The 20,913-nt window shown below is 46.6% G+C and carries 21 protein-coding genes and 2 riboswitches; of the genes, 7 read left to right on the forward strand and 14 right to left on the reverse strand.

The genetic code is table 11. The annotated features are described in order from the left end of the window. Positions 1 to 45: 45 nt before the first annotated feature. Together ACFYU8_RS19015 and ACFYU8_RS19020 are read left to right on the forward strand one after the other, a co-directional pair. Positions 46 to 654, forward strand: coding sequence for a TetR/AcrR family transcriptional regulator (locus ACFYU8_RS19015; RefSeq protein WP_390302123.1), 609 nt, complete (start codon positions 46 to 48; stop codon positions 652 to 654). Between the two features lie 21 nt (positions 655 to 675). Next, on the forward strand, positions 676 to 2,208 hold the full coding sequence (locus tag ACFYU8_RS19020; protein ID WP_390302127.1) for an aldehyde dehydrogenase family protein: 1,533 nt from the start codon (positions 676 to 678) through the stop codon (positions 2,206 to 2,208). Between the two features lie 24 nt (positions 2,209 to 2,232). Here the strand turns inward: ACFYU8_RS19020 and ACFYU8_RS19025 are convergent, their stop codons facing one another. From ACFYU8_RS19025 to ACFYU8_RS19070, 10 genes are all read right to left on the reverse strand, one after another. After that, positions 2,233 to 2,403, reverse strand: a complete 171-nt coding sequence (locus ACFYU8_RS19025) for a Ger(x)C family spore germination C-terminal domain-containing protein (RefSeq protein WP_390302569.1) — start codon at positions 2,401 to 2,403, stop codon at positions 2,233 to 2,235. Positions 2,404 to 2,698: 295 nt separating this feature from the next. Next, positions 2,699 to 3,163, reverse strand: coding sequence for a 6,7-dimethyl-8-ribityllumazine synthase (ribH, locus tag ACFYU8_RS19030; protein WP_390302130.1), 465 nt, complete (start codon positions 3,161 to 3,163; stop codon positions 2,699 to 2,701). A gap of 16 nt (positions 3,164 to 3,179) precedes the next feature. After that, positions 3,180 to 4,379 carry a bifunctional 3,4-dihydroxy-2-butanone-4-phosphate synthase/GTP cyclohydrolase II gene (locus ACFYU8_RS19035; protein WP_390302133.1) on the reverse strand — a complete coding sequence of 400 codons (1,200 nt, stop codon included), beginning with the start codon at positions 4,377 to 4,379 and terminating at the stop codon, positions 3,180 to 3,182. Between the two features lie 16 nt (positions 4,380 to 4,395). Further along, positions 4,396 to 5,052, reverse strand: a complete 657-nt coding sequence (locus ACFYU8_RS19040) for a riboflavin synthase (protein ID WP_390302136.1) — start codon at positions 5,050 to 5,052, stop codon at positions 4,396 to 4,398. A gap of 19 nt (positions 5,053 to 5,071) precedes the next feature. Continuing rightward, positions 5,072 to 6,178, reverse strand: a complete 1,107-nt coding sequence (gene ribD, locus ACFYU8_RS19045; protein WP_390302139.1) for a bifunctional diaminohydroxyphosphoribosylaminopyrimidine deaminase/5-amino-6-(5-phosphoribosylamino)uracil reductase RibD — start codon at positions 6,176 to 6,178, stop codon at positions 5,072 to 5,074. Between the two features lie 132 nt (positions 6,179 to 6,310). Then, a riboswitch (FMN riboswitch) is annotated at positions 6,311 to 6,455 on the reverse strand. Between the two features lie 112 nt (positions 6,456 to 6,567). After that, a riboswitch (FMN riboswitch) is annotated at positions 6,568 to 6,715 on the reverse strand. A 73-nt stretch (positions 6,716 to 6,788) separates the two neighbouring features. Next, a complete protein-coding gene (locus tag ACFYU8_RS19050; protein ID WP_390302142.1) occupies positions 6,789 to 7,451 on the reverse strand; it encodes an HAD family hydrolase in 663 nt (220 codons plus the stop codon). A 144-nt stretch (positions 7,452 to 7,595) separates the two neighbouring features. After that, a complete protein-coding gene (locus ACFYU8_RS19055) occupies positions 7,596 to 8,528 on the reverse strand; it encodes a c-type cytochrome (RefSeq protein ID WP_390302145.1) in 933 nt (310 codons plus the stop codon). 158 nt (positions 8,529 to 8,686) lie between these two features. Next, positions 8,687 to 10,066, reverse strand: a complete 1,380-nt coding sequence (locus tag ACFYU8_RS19060; protein ID WP_390302572.1) for a sigma-54-dependent transcriptional regulator — start codon at positions 10,064 to 10,066, stop codon at positions 8,687 to 8,689. A gap of 7 nt (positions 10,067 to 10,073) precedes the next feature. Further along, positions 10,074 to 12,275 (reverse strand): sensor histidine kinase, encoded by a 2,202-nt coding sequence (locus ACFYU8_RS19065; protein WP_390302148.1) that lies wholly within the window; start codon positions 12,273 to 12,275, stop codon positions 10,074 to 10,076. Next, positions 12,272 to 13,267, reverse strand: a complete 996-nt coding sequence (locus tag ACFYU8_RS19070) for an ABC transporter substrate-binding protein (RefSeq protein WP_390302151.1) — start codon at positions 13,265 to 13,267, stop codon at positions 12,272 to 12,274. Before ACFYU8_RS19070 ends, ACFYU8_RS19065 begins: the two co-directional genes overlap by 4 nt. 329 nt (positions 13,268 to 13,596) lie before the next feature. Here ACFYU8_RS19070 and ACFYU8_RS19075 point away from each other — a divergent pair, with 329 nt between their 5' ends. The 4 genes from ACFYU8_RS19075 to ACFYU8_RS19090 all read left to right on the forward strand — a co-directional run bounded on the left by ACFYU8_RS19075 (position 13,597) and on the right by ACFYU8_RS19090 (position 16,647). Beyond that, positions 13,597 to 14,850: a helix-turn-helix domain-containing protein gene (locus ACFYU8_RS19075; protein ID WP_390302154.1), complete on the forward strand. Its 1,254-nt coding sequence runs from the start codon at positions 13,597 to 13,599 to the stop codon at positions 14,848 to 14,850. Positions 14,851 to 14,866: 16 nt separating this feature from the next. Next, on the forward strand, positions 14,867 to 15,046 hold the full coding sequence (locus tag ACFYU8_RS19080) for a hypothetical protein (RefSeq protein ID WP_390302157.1): 180 nt from the start codon (positions 14,867 to 14,869) through the stop codon (positions 15,044 to 15,046). 460 nt (positions 15,047 to 15,506) lie between these two features. Beyond that, positions 15,507 to 16,022, forward strand: a complete 516-nt coding sequence (locus ACFYU8_RS19085; protein WP_390302160.1) for a hypothetical protein — start codon at positions 15,507 to 15,509, stop codon at positions 16,020 to 16,022. Between the two features lie 19 nt (positions 16,023 to 16,041). Further along, positions 16,042 to 16,647, forward strand: coding sequence for a SurA N-terminal domain-containing protein (locus ACFYU8_RS19090; protein WP_088908984.1), 606 nt, complete (start codon positions 16,042 to 16,044; stop codon positions 16,645 to 16,647). Positions 16,648 to 16,665: 18 nt separating this feature from the next. Here the strand turns inward: ACFYU8_RS19090 and ACFYU8_RS19095 are convergent, their stop codons facing one another. The 4 genes from ACFYU8_RS19095 to ACFYU8_RS19110 all read right to left on the reverse strand — a co-directional run bounded on the left by ACFYU8_RS19095 (position 16,666) and on the right by ACFYU8_RS19110 (position 20,004). Then, positions 16,666 to 16,845, reverse strand: a complete 180-nt coding sequence (locus tag ACFYU8_RS19095; RefSeq protein ID WP_087347720.1) for a hypothetical protein — start codon at positions 16,843 to 16,845, stop codon at positions 16,666 to 16,668. Between the two features lie 404 nt (positions 16,846 to 17,249). Further along, positions 17,250 to 17,894: a hypothetical protein gene (locus ACFYU8_RS19100; protein WP_390302163.1), complete on the reverse strand. Its 645-nt coding sequence runs from the start codon at positions 17,892 to 17,894 to the stop codon at positions 17,250 to 17,252. A 142-nt stretch (positions 17,895 to 18,036) separates the two neighbouring features. Next, positions 18,037 to 18,762, reverse strand: coding sequence for a sporulation protein YunB (gene yunB / locus ACFYU8_RS19105; RefSeq protein ID WP_390302167.1), 726 nt, complete (start codon positions 18,760 to 18,762; stop codon positions 18,037 to 18,039). Positions 18,763 to 18,828: 66 nt separating this feature from the next. Further along, a complete protein-coding gene (locus ACFYU8_RS19110; protein WP_390302170.1) occupies positions 18,829 to 20,004 on the reverse strand; it encodes an MFS transporter in 1,176 nt (391 codons plus the stop codon). A 419-nt stretch (positions 20,005 to 20,423) separates the two neighbouring features. Between ACFYU8_RS19110 and ACFYU8_RS19115 the strand changes: the two genes are divergently transcribed. Next, positions 20,424 to 20,909 carry a cysteine dioxygenase gene (locus ACFYU8_RS19115; RefSeq protein ID WP_390302173.1) on the forward strand — a complete coding sequence of 162 codons (486 nt, stop codon included), beginning with the start codon at positions 20,424 to 20,426 and terminating at the stop codon, positions 20,907 to 20,909. Positions 20,910 to 20,913: the final 4 nt, after the last annotated feature.

Below are 20,913 nucleotides of genomic sequence, written 5' to 3' on the forward strand. Positions count from 1 at the left end.
AAAAGCAGAAAAACTGGACAGTCGTCCAAAAAAAGAGGTGAGAAAGTGACTACCCAGAAAAAAGCCGAAGCAAAACGGGCATTTTTGATTGAGCAAGCGACTGCTTGTCTGGCTGAAAAAGGGTATGCACATGTTTCCTTGCGCGACATTGCCAAGGAATCTGGCGTCTCACTCGGCATTCTGCATTATTACTTTGCGAGCAAGGAAGAGCTTTTGCTCGAGGTAATCTCTAGTTACAAAGGACGTTTCATGGAGGAGTTGGAACGCGAAGTAATCGCAGCTCCATCTGGCGAATGGTCAGCAGCTCTCGCCCGTGTCTTGTGCTGTAGTCTACAAGAGGATCGGAAGCTGCATCGGCTCTGGTATGACTTGCAGGTACAGTCCATGTACGTTCCTGCGTTTGGTGAACAGGTAAAAGACATTCGATCCCGGCTGCATCAGCTCATCTCTCGTATGCTCGTACGATTGCAGCGCGAAGAACAATCCTCATTGACCATCAACGAAGACTCCGCAATCTCACTCATTTACTCTGCAATCGACGGATTTCTATTTCACTTTTTGCTCGATGAGCTACAGAGTCCGGAAGAAGCGATTACCCGTTTTGAACAGGCCTTTGCTCATTTGATGCGTACACTCTTCTCTTCTGAATCTTAATCTCCTTAATCGAGGTGAATCATGATGGCAGTCATATCCATGCAAAACCCCGCCACTGGAGAGCTGCTGGGCTCTTTACAGGAAGCGACTCCCGAACAAGTAGAAGACGCGATGGCACGTGCACGGCTTGCCTTTCCGGCTTGGTCCGCTACATCCTTGGCTGAGCGTCTGGACTATTTGACACGGTTGCGGCACTATTTAGTCGATCACGGCGAAGAAATCGCCCGAAAAATTAGTGAGGCGACCGGAAAAGTTACATTGGAAGCGTACATGACCGAAATTTTCGTCACTGTCGACACTATCCGTTTTTACGAAAAACATGCCTATCAGATGCTGGCCGATCAGCCGGTACCAACCTCCCTCGTGCTGTGGCCGAAGAAATCATATATCCACTACAAGCCGATGGGTGTCGTCGCGGTCATCTCTCCGTGGAATTATCCGTTTCAGCTTGCCGTCATTCCCGTATTATCTGCCCTCGTAGCAGGCAATACCGTAATTTTAAAACCATCCGAGGTGACTGCTGCTACCGGACTGCTCATTGAAGAGGTGTTTTCCGCTGTTTCTATACCGGATGGAGTCGTGACAGTCCTGCATGGGGGACGCGAAGCTGGACAGGCGCTGGTATCTGCGCGCCCAGATAAAATATTTTTCACAGGCTCTGTCGCAACAGGCAAAAAAATTATGGCGGCTGCGTCGGAGCATTTGATCCCTGTTGAACTGGAACTGGGTGGAAAAGACCCAATGATCGTGTTTGAAGACGCTCATCTGGAACGGGCAGCGAATGGTGCGGTATGGGGGGCTTTTACGAACTCCGGGCAGGTATGTATGTCTGTTGAACGGCTTTTTGTCCATGAAAAGGTATATCCTGAATTTCTCAAGCTGGTCACTGAAAAAACAAAAGCATTGCGTCAAAGCTATCCGAATCAGGCCGAGGTCGGGTCGATGACGTCTTCCCAACAAATCGGAATTGTCCATGAGCACGTGAACGAAGCACTGGCTGCGGGCGCAACAGCAGTCACTGGAGGACTTCCTTCCTCTGACAGCATGTATATCGCACCTACCATTCTCACAAACGTGACGCCTGACATGAAAATCATGCGGGAAGAGACCTTTGGTCCGGTGTTGCCCATCCTGACTTTTGCCAGCGAAGAAGAGGCTGTCCGCCTGGCTAACAGCTCACCGTACGGGCTGAATGCCTCTGTATGGTCAGCCGATAAAACAAAAGCGGATCGAGTCGCTCGTCAGCTGGACAGCGGCAACGTGTGCATCAACGATGTCATCATCAGCTACGCCAATCCCCATCTTCCTTTTGGCGGGGTCAAACAGAGCGGCATTGGCCGTTATCGCGGGCCTTCAGGGCTGCAAGCCTTTACGCACAGTATCTCGGTCATCCATGATCCGGGCAAGCGCAAGCGGGAGTTCAATTGGTATCCGTATACGAAAGATCAGGAGCTCACCTTTATTGGATTGACGAACCTGTTGTACGGCAAGCTCCAAAATGTAAATCACCGGACATTTGGGGCGATCTGGCGCGAATTCAAGCGCCTCTTTTAACCTACGCCGGAATGCCACTTCCCTTTATTTGAGTGTGCCAAAACCGACAATATCCAAATGAACTTTGACGTTGATTCTCGCTTTTTTATAAAGGGCGAGACCCGTTTCCCGAGTCCATTTGCCATCATATTTTTGGCGAATGCTCTCCTCGAGCTGCGCCGGGTCAACCCCTTGCTTTTGAAAACGGACCAGCATATCCACGCTTTCATCTTCAATGACAAGCTGCTGAGGTCATCCACGTTTTGCATGCATTGCTTTACCATATCCGGCGTAATTTGTTCGCTTCGCCGCGCATGAACCGAACCGATGCGCCGCTTTACTTGTATGGCCTCTACTTGTGCTCTCCACCAATCAGTCGGCTTCAGGCTAGATCCCCCCTTTTTTCAGGAAAATCTTTCTTACTTTGACCTGTCAGTGGTGATTTTATCCAAAAAATAGAAAACGGGAGCCGAAGCCCCCGTTGAAATATCTCGTTATCCCTATGAAATGATTAGACGAACTGCCTGGATAGATTGGCCATTTCGATCGCTGCCGCTGCTGCTTCCCAACCTTTGTTGCCTGCTTTGGTTCCCGCACGCTCGATGGCTTGCTCGATATTATCTGTCGTCAAAACACCAAAAATAACGGGTATCCCAGTCGATAGCGATAGGGACGCGACTCCTTTTGCGGTCTCATTGCAGACGTAGTCGAAGTGCGGAGTCGACCCACGAATGACAGCTCCCAGCGTAACAACCGCGTCATAGTGACCGGATTCTGCCATTTTTTTGGCGATCAACGGAATTTCAAATGCCCCCGGTACCCAAGCCACATCTATATGCTCATCTTCTACGCCATGACGCTTTAGGGCATCGAGAGCCCCTCCTACTAGCTTGCTTACGATCAATTCGTTAAAGCGTCCTGCCACAATCCCTACACGCAAACCTGTTCCAACCAAATGTCCTTCGAATGTTCTCATCGCTTATTCCCTCTCCTTATCCGTGCAGATGAAGCAGGTGACCCAGCTTCTCTTGTTTTGTTGATAGGTAACGTTTGTTGTGCAGATGCTCCGGCATTTGAAGCGGCACCCGTTCTTCTACTGTTAATCCGTAACCGGTAAGCCCGCGGATTTTTCGTGGGTTGTTGGTCAAAAGCCGCATGCGCTGCACCCCTAAATTTCGCAAAATTTGTGCACCGATCCCGTAATCTCGCAGATCAGCGGCGAAACCTAGCCTTTCATTGGCCTCAACTGTATCCAAGCCTTCCTCTTGCAACTTGTAGGCACGCAGCTTATTAATCAAGCCAATGCCTCTGCCTTCTTGGCGCATGTACAACAAAATGCCGCATCCGTTCGCTTCAATCTGTTCCAATGCAGCGTGCAGCTGTGGACCGCAGTCGCAGCGATGAGAGCCGAAAATATCTCCCGTTAAGCATTCCGAGTGCACGCGAACGAGAATTGGCTCATCCGGTCTGATCTCTCCCTTGATGAGGGCCACATGCTCTTTGCCATCCAGCTCGTTCGTATAGGCCGCGATCCGAAAATCACCGTAGGCGGTAGGAAGCTGCACTTCGATTTCCCGTTTCACCATGGATTCCGTCCGCATCCGATGCGCTATCAGGTCAGCAATCGTAATCAGCTTGAGATCAAAGCGGCGTGCGATTTCTACCAATTGCGGCAGACGTGCCATGGAACCGTCTTCGTTCATAATTTCGCAAATGACGCCCGCTGGAATCCCACCCGCCAAGCGAGCCAAATCAACTGCCGCCTCCGTATGCCCCGCTCTGCGCAATACACCGCCAGACTTCGCGATTAACGGAAAAATGTGCCCCGGTCTACGGAAATCTTCAGCGGTCTTCTCATCATCGAGCATTGCCAAGACAGTCTGGGAGCGCTCATGGGCGGATATCCCTGTGTGTGTACTTGCTTCATCGATGGACACGGTAAAAGCTGTTCCTTGCTTGTCTGTATTGGCATTCACCATCGGGCTCAACTGCAAGCGAGTTGCGTGCTCTTCTGTCACTGGTACGCAAACGAGTCCTCTCCCATGTGTGACCATGAAGTTGATCATTTCAGGCGTAGCCGCTTCGGCCATGCAGACAAAATCTCCTTCGTTTTCCCGATCCTCATCATCTACCACGATGACCGCCTTGCCTTGACGCAAATCTTCCAATGCTTCTTCTATGCGATGAAACATGCTTTCTCCCTCCTCCTCACACAAAGCCGTTTTCCTGCAAAAAGCTTAGACTGAGCCCGCCAGATTTCTCTGCACCGCTATGGTTTTGATAACCTAGCAAACGCTCCACATACTTGCCGATGACATCTGCTTCGAGATTCACCAAGTCCCCAGGTCGCCTGTCTGCAAGACTCGTATTCGCCAGCGTATGCGGAATGATCGAAACGGTAAAACCGTTATCGTGTATGTCCACCACGGTGAGACTGATGCCATCTATGCAAATCGATCCACGGGCAATGACGTACTTCAACAGTTGCGGTTTGGCCTCAATCCGAAACACTACAGCATTCGCATTCACCTCTCGTGAAGCAACCATTCCGGTCCCATCTACATGGCCGGAGACGATATGCCCGCCAAAACGGTCCCCCAGCCGCATCGCTCTCTCCAAATTCACTCGGTGTCCGCTCCGTAATTGCCGCAAGCTCGTCTTGTTCATCGTCTCTGGCATCACATCGACGCTAAACTGACGATTCGTATAAGAAGTAACCGTAAGGCAAATACCATTGACCGCGATACTGTCGCCGAGCTTCACTCCTTCGAGTACCTGCTGTGCGCGGATGACCAGTCGACTCGCCTGCTCATTCCCTTGAATCGTTTCCAACACGCCCACTTCTTCGACCAGTCCCGTGAACATGCTCTCTCCTCCTCACTTGCTACGTCTGATCCTCCCATTGTGGATACCCGATGATCTGTACATCCCCTTTCCCGATCGGCGTGATCGAGACATTTGTCAGCGGTACCGCTTCTCCCATCGTCGCAAAGCCTTGACCACCAAATGGCGAAGGCGCGCCACTTCCTCCGATCAGCTTTAACGCGATATGGCTCACGACCTTTTGAATCACTCTCGCCTGCAAAAAGGAGCCATTGACTTCCTGCCCGCCTTCCACAAGCAATGAAGTAATCCCCAGCTCACCCAACGTATCCAGCACCTTTTCCACGCGAATTGGCGCTTCCGTCGTGATAACCTTTACTCCTCTTGCCGCAAGTAGCTCCTGCTTTTCCCTTGGGGCTGCACCTGTCGTAAATATCCATGTCTGCGCATCTGCATTCTGGACGACACGGGCATCCAGCGGCGTCCGTAAATGACTGTCCAAAATCACTCGAACTGGCTGGCTTCCAAAACGCTGCTCTTCCTGGCGTGCCGTCAACAGTGGGTCATCAGCGAGAATCGTCCCAACCCCAACCAGGATCGCATCGTGCTGCCTGCGCAGTTCATGAACCTCTGCCCGAGCCTCTGCTCCGGTAATCCACCGACTGTGTCCAGTGAACGAAGCGATTTTCCCGTCTACTGTACTGGCCGTCTTTACCGTCACAAATGGACGTCTTGTCTGGATGTAATGAAAAAAGACTTCATTGAGCGCCTTCGCTTCCTCTTCTCTCACACCCACTGACACTTCGATTCTTGCTGCCCGCAGCATCTCCACTCCTCGTCCCGCTACCAGTGGATTCGGGTCGAGTGTCGCTACAACGACATAACGTACATCAGCTGCGATCAACGCCTCTGCACACGGCGGTGTTTTCCCGTAGTGACTGCAAGGCTCCAATGTCACGTATACGGTCGCACCCTGCGCTTTTTCCCCAGCCATCCGCAGTGCGTGCACCTCTGCATGAGGCTCTCCTGCGCACAGATGCGCTCCCAATCCCACAATGGTTCCATCCTTCACAATCACAGCTCCGACCATGGGATTCGGGCTGGTTTGACCTCGTGCCGATCGTGCCAGTTCCAGCGCCAGATCCATGTACTTGCTGTCCTGTTCCATACCGCACTCCTTTCTGTTCCAGCATTCCAGCCAAGCACAACGCAAAAAGCCCTGAAACCTCAAAGCGTTTCAGGGCATAGGGAAAGAAGCCTTACCTCATCCGTTTTTTAAGAAAACAAATGAAGAAAGCATAAAAATCTTCTTCCATCCGGACTGTACCGTCGGCTCTGGGTTTTCACCAGATCAGTCGCTGCAAGCGTGGTCAGCGAGTCGCGGGCTCAGACGTACCTACGTCATTACCGCCGGTCAGGAATTTCACCTTGCCCTGAAGACTGTCGCTATGAAGTTTTAACGAAAAACAAAAACGCCCATGAATCATATACTCAGGGCGTCGAGAAAGAAGCCTTCCTTCAACGGTTTTTCAAAAAAACAGCGAATTAGGCCATTCCAAATACCTTCTCCCATCCGGACTGTACCGTCGGCCTTGGATTTGCACCAAGTCAGTCGCTATCAACTGCTTCGATAGCGAGTCGCGGGCTCAGACGTGCGTTCGTCATTACCGCCGGTCGGGAATTGCACCCTACCCTGAAGGCTGGTATTCAGTTATGCAAAGTATAGCACATTTTTCTCATTTGTCTGTAAGCATTTCATGGAGAAGCACACTTTACCCTTACTCGCACTCTTCGAGGACGACCAGGAGTTCTTTCAAATCCCTTATGTAAGCTCTAGGCACTACGCCATTTCGCTCCATGTCCAGCTCGTTACCTTGATACGCAATAAAAGCGACTTGTCCGTCGCAGGCCGCCTTTCCATCGATCCAGGAATCCCCGATCATCGTCCAAGCGGAAACAGGCCAATCTGGCTTGCGGTTTAAAATATAGTGAATGCCCGATGGAGATGGCTTCAAGGTCGTCATCTGCTCGCGGGCGACGATTTCGTCAAAGTAGGAGGCGATTCCCGTCTCGTTCAACGCCTTCTCTGCGGCTGCGTAGGCGTTGTTGGTCAATATATACAAGTAGTAGTTCTCTTTCAAGCGATCCAGCACTTCCACTGCATGTTTCTCCAATACGGCTCCATGCATGCCTTCCTTCTCGATCGCGGTTACTGCTTCCCACATCGCTTGTTCTAGCTCACTCGTCATTCGCTCTGATTGTCTCCCAATCTCTATCAATTGAGAGGCGGTATGCTTCTCCCACTCTAGAGTTGGCTCACAGATGCCATGGTCCACCCAATGCTGAAAAATGGCCTGCTTCATTGCTGGAAAGTTAATTCTGGATTGCAATAATGTATTGTCCATATCGAAAATAATGCCCTTATGCAAACTTCTATTCATTGGAACCCTCCTATTTGAGTAATCCGATGATGATTGCTACCTACTTTATGCCTGAAAAAGACTCTCGTTCAATTGTACAGCAAGTTTCGCCCAATCCGTTCCCCAAAAAAACGCCGCCTGCATGCAGGTGACGTTTTTTGGGTCCTATTGCTTCTTCTTGGAGCTGTCTACTTCATACGGTACGTCCTTTGGAGCTCCTCCAGCTGGCCAGTCTTGTGCCTTTTTGCCAAAGTCCGGACGAGGCTTGGACAAAATATAGGCTGCTAGGTCCGCTACTTCTTGATCCGTTAACGAGCCCTGCTTGATACCGCCCATTTCCCCTAAAGGCATGTTGCGCTGAATGTAGCCAGCAGCTTTGGAAATTCGGGCCATACCTGCACCAATATTGAAGGAATTATCCCCCCATAGTGCTGGTCCAGAGTTTGGTCCTGTTCCTGAACCATCTGCTGCATGGCATTGCAAACACGATTTTTGAAAGAGTGCTTCTCCATTTGCCACGTTCGGTTGAGGTACGCTCTTCATATCATTTTTCTCTATCCATGGACGCTCTTTAATTCCTACTGGTACATCTGTTGAGATATACGTCAGATAGGCAACCATCGCTCTCATTTCATCACTGTTGTAAGGCAATGGCTTTCCGTTCATACTTCGTTGAAAACAACCATTAATGCGATCCTCAATGGTAAGGACTTTGCCAGACCTTGGAATGTACTGGGGATAGACTGCTGTGACACCCGTTAAAGGGGATGTCGCATCCATTCCGGCATTACCGTGACAGCTGGAGCAGGAGAGCTTATTCCCTGTGTATTCAGGGATGGCTGTGCTCGTTTCATTCATTAACTTATGTCCATACTTAATTGATTCTCCCAATGGCCCTTCTGGTACCTTATCCAGACTAGGCGGGGTGTAGGTATCTAGACTGATCGCTCCAGTTGCCCCACTCGCTGTTTTATCTTTGGCCTCACTCGCTGTTGAGGTGGGTTGCGCGGTCGGCTGTGTAGCGCAGCCTGCAAAGACCAGTATCACCATTACTACCATGGACAGCTTCTTCCAGGCTGTCTTCTCTTTTTTGATCATATGTCTCACTCCTCCATGTTGGTCGTGCATTCACTACATGAGAGTAGCAAGAGGCGTGCCATACCATAGAAGCAGGAAAATGAACGACTCGGCGCTTCCAAACAGCAAGAAAAAGAAAAGACCATGCCAAAATGTCATGGTCAGTCCACGACAAAATGTCACGGTCGCAGCTCATACTCTTCGATTTTTCGATACAGATTACGTACGCTGATCCCCAGCTTTTCAGCTGTCTTGGTCTTATTCCATTGCAAAACATGCAGCACATGCTTGATATGTTCTCGCTCTACATTTTTCAGTAAAAATGCGTCTTCCTCACCAGTTTCCGCAGATGAAATGAGCTTCCTGTCTGCTGGGATATGAGGAACTGGCTGTTCGTGTGGAAAGAGATCCTTGTCGTCAATTTCCTCTCCTTTTGCCAAAACGACAGCACGTTCTATCATATGAGCCAACTCCCGAACATTCCCGGGGAATGAGTAGGCAAATAGAGCTGCTTGCGCTTTCACAGAAAGCGGTTTGACTGGATACTTGCGCTTGAGTCGATTCAAAAAGAACGCCGACAGCGGTAAAATGTCCTCTTTTCTCCGGATGAGCGGTGGAATCGTTATATCCATGACATGCAGCCGGAAATAAAGATCGGATCGAAACGTTCCGTCTTCTACTTTCCTCTCCAGATCGGCATTGGTAGCAGCAATGATACGAACATCTACCTTGTGCAGAACCGGGCTCCCTATTCGGCGAAACTCGCCGGTTTCCAGAAACCGAAGCAATTTGACCTGCAAAGGAAACGGCAAGTCCCCTACTTCATCCAAAAATAGCGTCCCCAGGTGGGCAATCTCTACCAGTCCTTTTTTTTGAGCAGTTGCGCCTGTAAAAGCTCCCTTTTCGTACCCGAACAGTTCACTTTCCAGCATCGTTTCAGGTATTGCCCCCAGATTGATCGGTACGAATGCTTCTTTGGCTCTCTCACTACATTCATAAATCAGTCTCGCGATGACATCCTTCCCTGTTCCACTTTCCCCTTTCAAGAGAACAAGAAAATCTGTACTGGCTACCCGCTTGGCAGTTTCTAGGACCTCTTTTAGCTTCGGACTTTCCGCAACGATTTGAAACGTCGTTTTCCCGTTAGTCGATAGTGCTTCTCTCAACTGTTGATTTTCCTCGGTCAACTGCTGTTTTTCGACGGCCTTGGAAATCAAAGTCTCCAATTCATTGAGATTGTAAGGTTTTGTCAAATAATCATAGGCGCCACGTTTCATCGCTTCAATAGCTGTTTCGATTGTTCCGTTTCCCGTCACAACAATGATTTGAATGGCAGGAGAGGTTTCCTTGCACCATTGCAGAAAAGAGAGACCGTCCATCCCGGGCATTCTCAAATCAAGCAGAATGACGTGAATGGTTTCGCTGGTGACTAGATTCTGTGCGGCGATTCCGTCAGGTGCTTCCAGCGTGGTATATCCCTTTCGCTGTAATCGACTGGTTAATAGATGGCGGAAATCTGCTTCGTCATCAACGATGAGTATATGAATGTCATCGTGCATCACTCGTTCATTCCCCCTTTGCCAACGGCAGTATGACTGTAACCGTCGTGCCTTTGTTTGGCGTACTTTCGATCTGGATTTCTCCGCCTACATTCGTAACAATCCCATAGCAGACTGACAACCCGAGACCCGTCCCTTTTCCAGGAGGCTTGGTTGTAAAAAACGGCTCCAAAACATGTGGCAAATCTGCTGCAGGTATACCGCATCCATCATCTTTGACCCAAAGACGGATTCTATCATTCGATGGAGAGTCAGTTGCGATCTCAATCTTTCCTCGCTCCTGGGTCGCGTACAGCGCATTGGCTAACAGATTGAGCAAGATCTGCTGAAGTTGTCCAGGCGTAGCGAGGAGAAATGGAGCAGAGGCCGACAGGGACTGCTTCACCGTTACCTGTTTTACACGTATTTCATGGGACAGAAGAAAGAGAGTGTCTGAAAGTACTTGATGAACATTTACTTTTTCTACGGTAAGTGGTGATTTCCGCGAAAAGTGCAGCAATCGGGTCGTGATTTCCTTGCAGCGGTTAATTTGTTTGTCCATCGTGTCCAAGTACTGAGTAAGCTCCCCTGCATCCTGTAAATCCCGAATATCCTCTTCCACTAGACGGTCTCGCAAGTCTTGTCCATACAACGAGAGAATGCCTAATGGATTATTGATTTCATGGGCGATGCCCGACGCCAAGAGTCCAATGGCAGCGAGCTTGTCTGCTTGTGCGATTGCGGCTTCCAGCTCTCGTTTCTCCGTAATGTCCTCGATGACTTCTAGAAAAGCAGACGACTCTTTCTCCGGATGCAGAGGGAAAACCTGATGTCGATAAAATCGGACACGTCCATTCTCATCGACTCTGGAGGAAATAAGGTCGGTCTGCTTTTTGTTCACCATTTGTCGAGTTCGGAGCATGCAATTGCTGCATGAGCTGAATTGCTGACCCATCGTCTGATGGCATGCTTTCCCCAAGAGATTAGATGCATCCTGATTAGACACATCCTGGAACCACGCTGACGCCGTCTGGTTGATCCAGCGAATGCGAAAGGATTCATCTACGAGAATCAACCCCATCCCCATGCCACTGACGACGAGATCAAGCCGTTTTTTTTCTTCGAGAAGCTGATTGGTCTTCATCTCCAAACTCTGTGCCATTTCATTACAAGAGGCTGCTAACCTGCCAATTTCATCTGAGGTCGTCACTGGTATTCGTACGGACAAGTCGCCACCTGCGATTTTTTGCACAGCGGATTCGATCTTTTCCATTAACCGACTAAACGAGACTGAAAACACAATGCTAATTCCCAAGACGATAAGTGCGATGAATAAGGTCGTAAGCAGCAGAGATTGCTCCAATTTTGAAAAGGCAGCAAACGCCGTTTGGCTCGACTGTTCCAGCATTATGACCCAATGTGTGACAGGAGAGCGCATGGCATAGTTGACCATGACATCTCCATTTGAAGCTTGATACGTACGGATAACCGGCTTATCAGTTCGATCTGGAAGTGTCCAGGGAGGTGGAACCTCTTGTTCATAATAGGTCAAAGAGCCACCAGAAGGCTTGCCCAGCATAAAGGGATCGGCAAACCTATCGCTTATACCATCCGTGACAAACAAGTATGCCTCCTTTTCATATCGAGCTCGTAGTGTGACTTGTTCGAGTAACTGTTTTACATTGAGCTTGGCGTACATGCCACCTTTTACACCTTTGGCAGATACATGAGGGATCGCAACTGTTACCAGCAGCTTACCTTCCGCTGATCGGACAATACTTCCGATGTACGGTTTTCCAGACTGGATGGTGGGAAGAAGTAGGTTATCCCGCTCCCTCGGTGTGTCCTGCTTTTGGTGTTTCCAGCGATTCAGCAAATACTGCGGCTCTCCATCCTGATGAAAAAGCGCGACTTCCTCCATGTAAGGTGAAGTTTTCAATAACGTATTCAGTAAGAAATAAGCATCGTCATCGCTAGGACGCTCATTGAGAAAACGTTGCTGAACCACCTGCATGGATTGGGACGTATGTAAAAAAAGCATATCTAACTGCGCCAACGTATTTTCCACGTAGATCTGATTGGCTCTGTCTACCTCTTCTCGAACCTTATCTTTACTGGTATGCAAATTGATATAACCAAGAATCAGAAAAGGGACGATGGACATACATAGCCCAAACAGGAGCATTTTTGTCTTCAGTCGATTGATGCGCGGTAGTCTGCTCCTCCTCATTTGTTCCTCACTCCATACCATTCTTGTGCCAGTGACCACTGTTGGTCGGTTACGGTAATCGGAAGCTTGGACAGTGAAGTGGCATTGACAGCTAACCGCACGTCATCCGGCCATTCGATTGACAGAGCTGTAGGGGGAACTCCATCCAACACCCGAGCCACCATATGAGCAGCCTGCATGCCTTGTGCATGAAAGGAAACACCGTAAGCGGCATACAAACCTGCTTTCACTTGCTCGGGGTAAGAACCCATGACAAACAATTGCTTCTCGATCAAAAGAGGCATACAGTCCGTAATCGCATCTTCCAGAACATAGCTGGGTAAAGGAAGCATGGCGTCGTATTCTCCTGGAGAGAGCTTACTGAGCAATTGCTCTAGGTCTCTTGGGGAAGCAACCTGCTTCACCTGCAAGCGTATGCCAAGTAAGGAAGCAGCTGATTGGGCTTCTACGATGGCTTGCTCCGTCGTAGGAGCATGAGAATCGGCGATGATCAGAATGCGCTTGGCATCAGGCAACAAACGAGTTGTCAGCTCCAATCTTTTCCCAATTACATTCATTTGGCCATTGCTGATTCCACACGTAACCGTTCCCTCAGTCTCAACAAGTGGTAGCTCAACTAATGAGGCGACACCAATAAAAACAATGGGAACCGTCGGTGTCGCCTCCTGAGTCAAAAAGGTCTCGTACGCCCCTGTCGTTACGATTACATCCGGCTTTTTTGAAAGCAAGTCCTGGACGAGGGAGCGCTCCTCTTCAAGAGTCTGAACCGTATTCAGATAAACTGGCACATACTGAACACGTGCTCCTTCACCGAGACCTAACGATTGCAATCCTACCTTCAATCCCGCTACTTTATCTTTTCTATCCTCATTGGCAATCACCATTCCTATCGTGTAAAGATCGACGTCCTGTCTTTGCTGACTACTAGACCAATCGAGCAGCGTTCCTGCCACTAACAAGATGAGAAAGAGGATTTTCCCTTTTTTCTTCATAGGTATCACATCCAACTCTCATCATAGCGGCAAATGATTGCAGAAAATGTGAATAATTAACAAACCTTGGTCTATGAATACGGAGTGGTCCGAATAATATGTTTTTCGTATTTAACATGAAGCCCCCCAGGTGACTACCTTGATCAGTATAGTTAGCTAATCAGTCTATTACTTTATTTTTCAGTCTAAGACTTTAAGCAGCGGCCGGATCGACAGAAGGAGAAACCGATATTTCTCGAAAAAATTTTCCTTTTTATAAAATTTAGTATAAAAATGTAAAATCAAGTTATAATTCACCATAAATGGATAAAAACAGGAAGGTGTTCCGGTTGATTGGTGAACTTGTAAAGGAATACAGGGGTCGTGCAAATTTGACTTTAACCGAATTATCGGAGAAGACTACTCTCTCTCATGCTACCATCAGTAAGATCGAAAATAACGGCGTTCAGAGGCCAAATCCACGCCATCTCCTTACACTATCTGAGGTTCTGGGGATACCCTTCGACCAAATAATAGGCGGTTGTATTAACTATGTAAGAAACCCTGAAATGCTGAACTTCTTGCTGGACAAGGCTATCACTCATAAGCATCATAGATTAATTCAGAAAATATCCGAAAAAATATTAGAGTGTACCAAAATGGATACATTTCAGACGTTAGACGGCCTTTACCAATATGCGGGTCTAGTGAAAGATGTAAAAATTCAAGTGTTGCTTTACGATGCGATTTTGAAATACGCTCGTGAGCATGGAACTCCTGTTTATCTTGCCCGCGCGCTTTTCCAAAAATATTTGATTAAGCGTAAAGACTTAGCTCGACGGGAACAGTCCTACAACGAAGGAAAAGAGCTATTGCACTACTTGCTTTACCTCCATGAAAATGATCAGGTAATTGCTCTCTACCGGCTCGGATTACAAGCGTTTAGTTTGAAACTGTACAGTGAATGTATTGAATTTTGTCGAAAGGGATTGTCCAAAAACCAGGAAGTGAGTGAGTTACAAGCGTCAGCAACTTTGGCAACTTGCAATTCCTATTTATTTTTAGAAGATTTCATACTTGCTAGCGTTTATCTAAAGGAATATGAAAAATTCAATTATACATATGTACAAGAAAATGCCGAGTATCTACGGGCCATTATTTATTCCAAAACCGAAGACTATAGAAAGGCAATTCCGTTATTTGAGAAGTGCTTGGAACAGTCAAAAACAAATGCACCAATCCCCATTGCAAACGACTTACTGAACATTTTTCTTAAAATGGAGGATGCTAACGCAGCACAAAATATTTTCCATCAAGAGGTCGCTATTTTACCCGCTAAGATCGAAACACCATATATGTTCGATCAAGTAGGACTTTACTACAGTTTAAAAGGGAAATTCTTGATCGAGCAAGGCATGTTTGATGCGGGAATAGAGTGTTTACAGAAGAGTATTCAATATTACGGTGAAATTGCTGCTTATAGCGAGATTATCGAAAATACATCACTAATTATTCGTTCTCATGTAGTTCACGGAAAAATGTTGAATTTAGAGGTGTTACAGGAACTTGACAGCCTATATAATGTAATTATTAGAAAAAAATGAAAGGTCTGGTGATTACATGAAAAAGAAGGCATCTTTCCTGCTTGTAGCATTATCAATGACGCTTGGTTCTCTTCTAGCAATTGATGTTCCGTATAAAAACAGCAACAATGATTCTCTTCTAGCAGTTGATGTTCCTTATGGAAATAGCAAGGAAAAGTCTAACTCTCCCCAAAGAGTTCCAGACCCTGGTTATTAAAGTGTACGGCCTATCTATACTTGTTGGCCCGGTGAGGTACGCTAGCCTCACCGTTTTTTATTGTGGTCCGCTAATATCGTTACGTACATATCCGTCATTCGTGATAACTCCGCTAACGTTAAATCAGCTCGTTCTCTATATTTTTTAACTCACTTTCAAATGATTTTGTTTCTACCACGAACCCACACATTCCCTTTATTTCCCTTTCATAGATATAACAGCATGCTGATTTAGTGGTATCTTGATTATTTATCTTTTTTCTTGATTGATGGTATTTTTCGAAAAAAAGGAAATAAGTTATTTTTTGGAAACTCCACTATAATTAGGTTTAGTCAGAGCTGTTATGGTTACTGATGTTTTAAAATTTCGAAAAGAATGGAGGTTTGTGCCAACTTCCCTTGTGAGAAGTGATATGGACTGGATTTCGTAAAACTATGAAAAAGATAGGAGGATTCTTTTAATGCTAAAGAAAGCAATCTTGGGATTGAGTATCTGCTCATTAATTGGAATGTCTGGAGCGACAGTTGTTTTGGCAGACACACTACAGGACACAGATACAAACCGTCAGTCTGTTTTATACTCTGGCCAGTACCCATACCATACGGAGACTTATATTCGATATTCAGAAGATTACGAAGACACTGGATCAAAATTGAGATTCGATAACCGAAAGATCTATATGCACATGGAAGATGGCGAGGATCTCCCTTTTGGAGAATTTAAGACTTTCAACACGACAGTGTACTATGGTGACGGTAAGGAACGTGGAGAAGTATCCAATCGCGATTGGGATCGCGATGATGATGATGATATCATGATTCCTGGCGGAGTTACGTATAAAGCTCTTAGAAATGATTCAACCAAGTATTTGAATCTGTCATATGATAATAAAAAGGTTGAACATACAGCCACATTCTTGCTGAAAAATTGCTACCCAAATTCACTGACTCTAAAGGCCAAGGAAAGACTGGATTAATACAAAGGAGGCTTAGACTATGAAGAAGTTAGTTGGCTTGGGGTTAATGACCATTGCAATTTTGTCTAGTGCAATAGTAGGTTTCGCCAGTGAAGACAATTCCTTTTACAAATTTGGGCAAAGCATCTCGGCCTATGATAAAGAAGTTCAAAAGTCACCCGGTTTAGCAAATGATGAAGTCATTAACGCTAAAGAGGTTCATGCTTTACAGATGTTTTATGAGCACATCGAGAACAAAGATAGTCAAGCTGCCAGAAAAGAAGCCATTAAGCAGGTTGTAGAGGATACCATTTTATTACAGGAAGCAGAGAAACGAAATTTGACTGTCTCAGAGGATGAAGCTAGGGAATTTGCTAAAAAGCAACGAGAGGAATTAGGAAAAAGCTCAAATGCCGAAGAAATCCAAAAGGCAATTGATGGTCTGATTCAAGGTCTGGGCATCTCTGAAGAGGAATATTGGACTGACTATGTCGTTAAAGGATACATGAAGCAAAATACGATCAGTAAGCTCCGTAGTGAGGTTTTAGAAGGTATTGAGGATCAGGCTACGAGAAACGAAACTTGGGAAGAATTTGTAAAAACATTAACAAAGTCATCTTCAATCGATCTAAAATCGATTGAATAAATGAAAGTGGAAACCCGTCTAGTTTTCCTTATTTGATTCACGGGTTTCATCCGAGCGTACTTTTCCAGACATTACATCATCGTAAGGGGTATAGTTAGGCGGCTTTGGAAGTCTTTTCTCCTTGATTGATCGGAAAACAATTCGGGCAATCAGGGCAACAAAAGTAAATATAATCAGAACTACAATCACTTGTGTCATGGTACAATCCACCACCTATGAGTTTTTAGTCTTCACGACACGCGCAAAGTTTCTCTCAGCCGATTGCTTATGCAATTGGCTTTTTGTATACAGTAACGCAGCCAGCCAGTGAGTGGCAACCCCTCATCTCTGTCTGTCACAACATTATGCAATTTCTGGTGTATTGTATGACACTTAGGTACATAGGCTATTACTTTATTTTCTAGTCTATAACTATATTTTCACAGAACAACAGCACAAGCCTGCGTACATGTTTTGATTTGCTCGTTAATCCTATTCGTGTCAAACTTTCTCTGTTCCTTCACGACAAAAAGCGACAGCAGTACGCTGTCGCTATTTCTATTCAGTCATTATGGTGAGCTTGTCGGCGGCTCTTACCGTTCGATGCCCATTTCCAACGATGATCAATCAGTTAACGAGCGCAAATATATTCCCTCAGTAGTACAAATCCTTTGGAGTAGCTCTGTGTATTTATCATCATTTGAATACAAAGGTAACGAAAAATCAAAATTTGACCATACACAAATCTTCATATCTTCAAATATAAAAACGGTAGAGACTTTCTCACGAAGCCCTAATTCAAGGAATAATTCAAAATCAAGTAGATTATTTATTTTCATACTCTTACTACCAGATGCTTTCAATTGTGAATGAATTTCTTTAACCCTTATTTTTTTATTCTCACTATCTAGAGCATCTCCTGCCATTTCCACGTTTCCATTAGGTAATGATGTTTCAATCCAAACTGAATTGTATGCCCAAAGTTTACGGAATACCTGTTTAAATTTCTCTTCTTCTCTTAGATAGGATTGAATTAGGGTAGGATTATCATCCGTCATATCAAAAAAGATATTTACCTGTTCAAAAACAGTTTGATTTTTTATTTGCAAAGGGAATCTATCCAGATTAAAACTTTTTTGCGGGAAACGTTCCGCCACAAGATGACTATGTTCTAAGAGAGCCGTATCACATTCTATATCTTGTTCCATATCCTCTGAAGGAGACCATTTCTTTCCCCATATACCCTCAACTATCTTAGTGATATTCATCAAATTTCCTCCTCAAGCTTATGAGGCTTATTACCCCTATCTTTTTGAATACTCCTACCGGTTAGTTTAGTGTTGACAATCCATGCTGGGTGCACACAAAAAAAGCGACAGCAACCCGCTGCCGCTTTTTCCTATTCAGCGATTAAGGAGTGCTAGTCGGTGTATCCCCAGGGGCACGTGGCACATCCGGCTTGCCTTCCGGGTTGTTGTACAAATACTGCGGCACATCGCCAACGATCAAGGAATGGGTGATCGGGATTTTCGTCGTGACAGTCTGCTCCTCAGTCGAAAAAGGGATGACAATACGCAGATCGACCTCTACAAAAATATAAACCGTCGCCAGCACCATATTGATGCCTGCTTCCTTTAGCTCTGTCTCCAGCTTGGTTTTGACCGAGCCAATGGGCACGAAGGTCACGGGCAAATTCGGCCCCATCGACGCCAAAAAGGAGTTCCCGGTAGCCAAACCAAGCGGGATCGTACGGTCTACTTTTTCTTGCTCGAACTCTTGGAGCTTATTCTGAACTCTCGCTGTTGTTTCGCCCACGATTCTTGCATATTCCTTGAAGTTGAACTGATACGCCTGAATCTGCCCCTCGTTGTTCTTCTCGATTTTGACAATCTGGTTGAAGTCGACGCCTTGCTGCGAAATCCGCTTGGTTACAGCATCGGTTATCGCCTCTTTCGCCAACTGCTCGGCTTTTTGCGTCGCCAGGATCAAGAGAGTAGGCTCCAGTCGATTTTGCAAAAACACAAGTGTCTGTATCGTCAAAACAAAAAAGATAACCAACGCGATCAAAAACGCTTTCGTACGTGAAAGCGGGTTTCTCCAACGCCGACGGGGTCGAAATACGGCCAATCCCGACACCTCCCAACTGGTACATCCTATGGTTAGAAGGTGGAAAAAAGACTACGAGTATCGGGAGCCAGATTTCTATTTTTTGAGAGAAAAAACAAGGTACAAGCCAAATCCGATCAGCCCTGCGACAAACATCAACTGGGCAAAGACCAGCATGCCAAATAAAGTAAAGGCACCCGCGATGAACGGAGCCAGGAGAAATCCAACGAAGTACCCGCTTCGACTCAGAAGCCCCTGTACCCCCATCACCTTGCCGCGCAGCTCATTTTGGGCTTGTTGCAAGAGTGTGCTCTCATAAATCTGTGCTGCCCCGGAAAAAAGACCCGCGAAAATCAAGAGCAAAAGCACAAACACAGCATGGTTTGCCGCGAATGCCCCTACAATCCCCACGGAAAAAACAGCATAAGCGACGAGCATTCCATTCACCAGCTTTACTCGCAAACGAGCTGCCACATAGGAACCAATCAAACCTCCGACACTCATCGCCGTCCACATCAATCCGTGCAGGGTAGCGTCACTACCACGTAACTGATCCGCCAAAAAAGGCAACCCGTAATTATAAGCAGACGTGCTAAGCGATACGAGAAAAGCTAACAGGCTAATCGTCAGAAGCACGGGTGTATCCCGCAAGTAACGAAGGGTGACACGGAAGCCGCTCGCTGCTTTTTCCCTGATATCCGCGTCAGATAACGTAGCAAGCACATTGTTCTCCTTCTCCTCCCAACGAAGTCTCGTCAGAATCCACGCTGAGAAAAGAAAACTGGCGGCATCCAAAGCGATCACAATCGTATAACCATAGCGATCTGTCAGCCATCCTCCCAGCATGAAGCCAATGATGCCTACCAATGACTCCAGCCTGACCTTTCGACTATTAACCTGAACCAGTTGCTCACTCCCAAATATGTGTGGCATGGATGCCTGAAAGCTAATATGAAACAGCGTATACAGCATTCCATTGAGAAAAGCCGCTGCGATTAATACATACGGAGTCGGATAAAAAACGATGGCCAGAATAGCAAAGCCGGCCCCCAAGTCGCTTGCGATCATGGTACGCCTTCTGTCCATTCGATCAGCCAACATGCCTGCGAGGGGACTAAATAGCATCCCACCTAGTTGTCGTGCGACGAAAAAAGCGGTCATCCAAAAAGCACTATATTCAAATGTAAAAATCAACGCGCTACACGCGATCAAATTCATCCGCGACCCCAAGGATGACAGCGCATTGACATACAAATACCATTTCTTATTCACCTACATCCAAACCTCCCCGATCATGACAGGTGGTTTGAATCAACGCCCCCCACTAGTGGGTGCGTACACTGATTATGGCAGTTGACATGCGCATGCCTCCTCTTGAATGGAAATCAGAAAAAGCTTAGTTTCGCGAAATATTCTGTAGGGGGACGCTTCCCCAAATCGTCCTGTACGGCATTTGTTGCCGTACTTCCATAATAGGTGGTGAGTCAGCCAATTGTCGACATCTCTATACTTTCCGATCATACAAAAAAGGACGCTCTTTCTACAAAAGCGCCCCAAACTCGAGTAATCCTGTTGATTTACAATGTAATAATAATGGTAAATAATTTCCTTTTGGATAAGCTCAGTCTATCACTAGTCTTGAAATTTGATCATATAGTGTAAGAGTATGACTATCGTTTGGGAGGTCCTACATGAATCTGGAACGTCTGGAACAAGCATTTGGCTCCCTTGTTTCACCAACTCCTGCCCAGCTTAGACACGCTCTCGTCTCCCTGTCTCCCTGCATGGAACAACTCGGTCCATACATCCCGGAGCCGCAAGACCTGCCCTATGGACGCAAAGTTTTATTCTCCACGCCACATGTAGAGGTTGTCTTGATCCATCTGCCGACAGATCAGGAATCCATCCCGCATAATCATGGTGACTCTTTTGGATGGGAATGGGTAGTCTCAGGCACGTTAACGAATGTTCTTTATGTCCAGACGAATAATGAAAATGAAGTGCAGCGAGCACAAACAACCCATGTCAGCACGGGTGAATGCTATTTTGTAGAGCCTGGGGAAATTCACGCCATTCGCAACAATGGACAAAGTCCGGTTATATCCGTAAACGTTTACAGTCCTCCATTGCGTAATTGCCGCCACTATAGTCTCTTTGAACCGACTAATTCATACTGATTTT

It is taken from the genome of Brevibacillus sp. NPDC003359 (assembly GCF_042878995.1).
In the GTDB taxonomy this organism is placed as follows: domain Bacteria; phylum Bacillota; class Bacilli; order Brevibacillales; family Brevibacillaceae; genus Brevibacillus.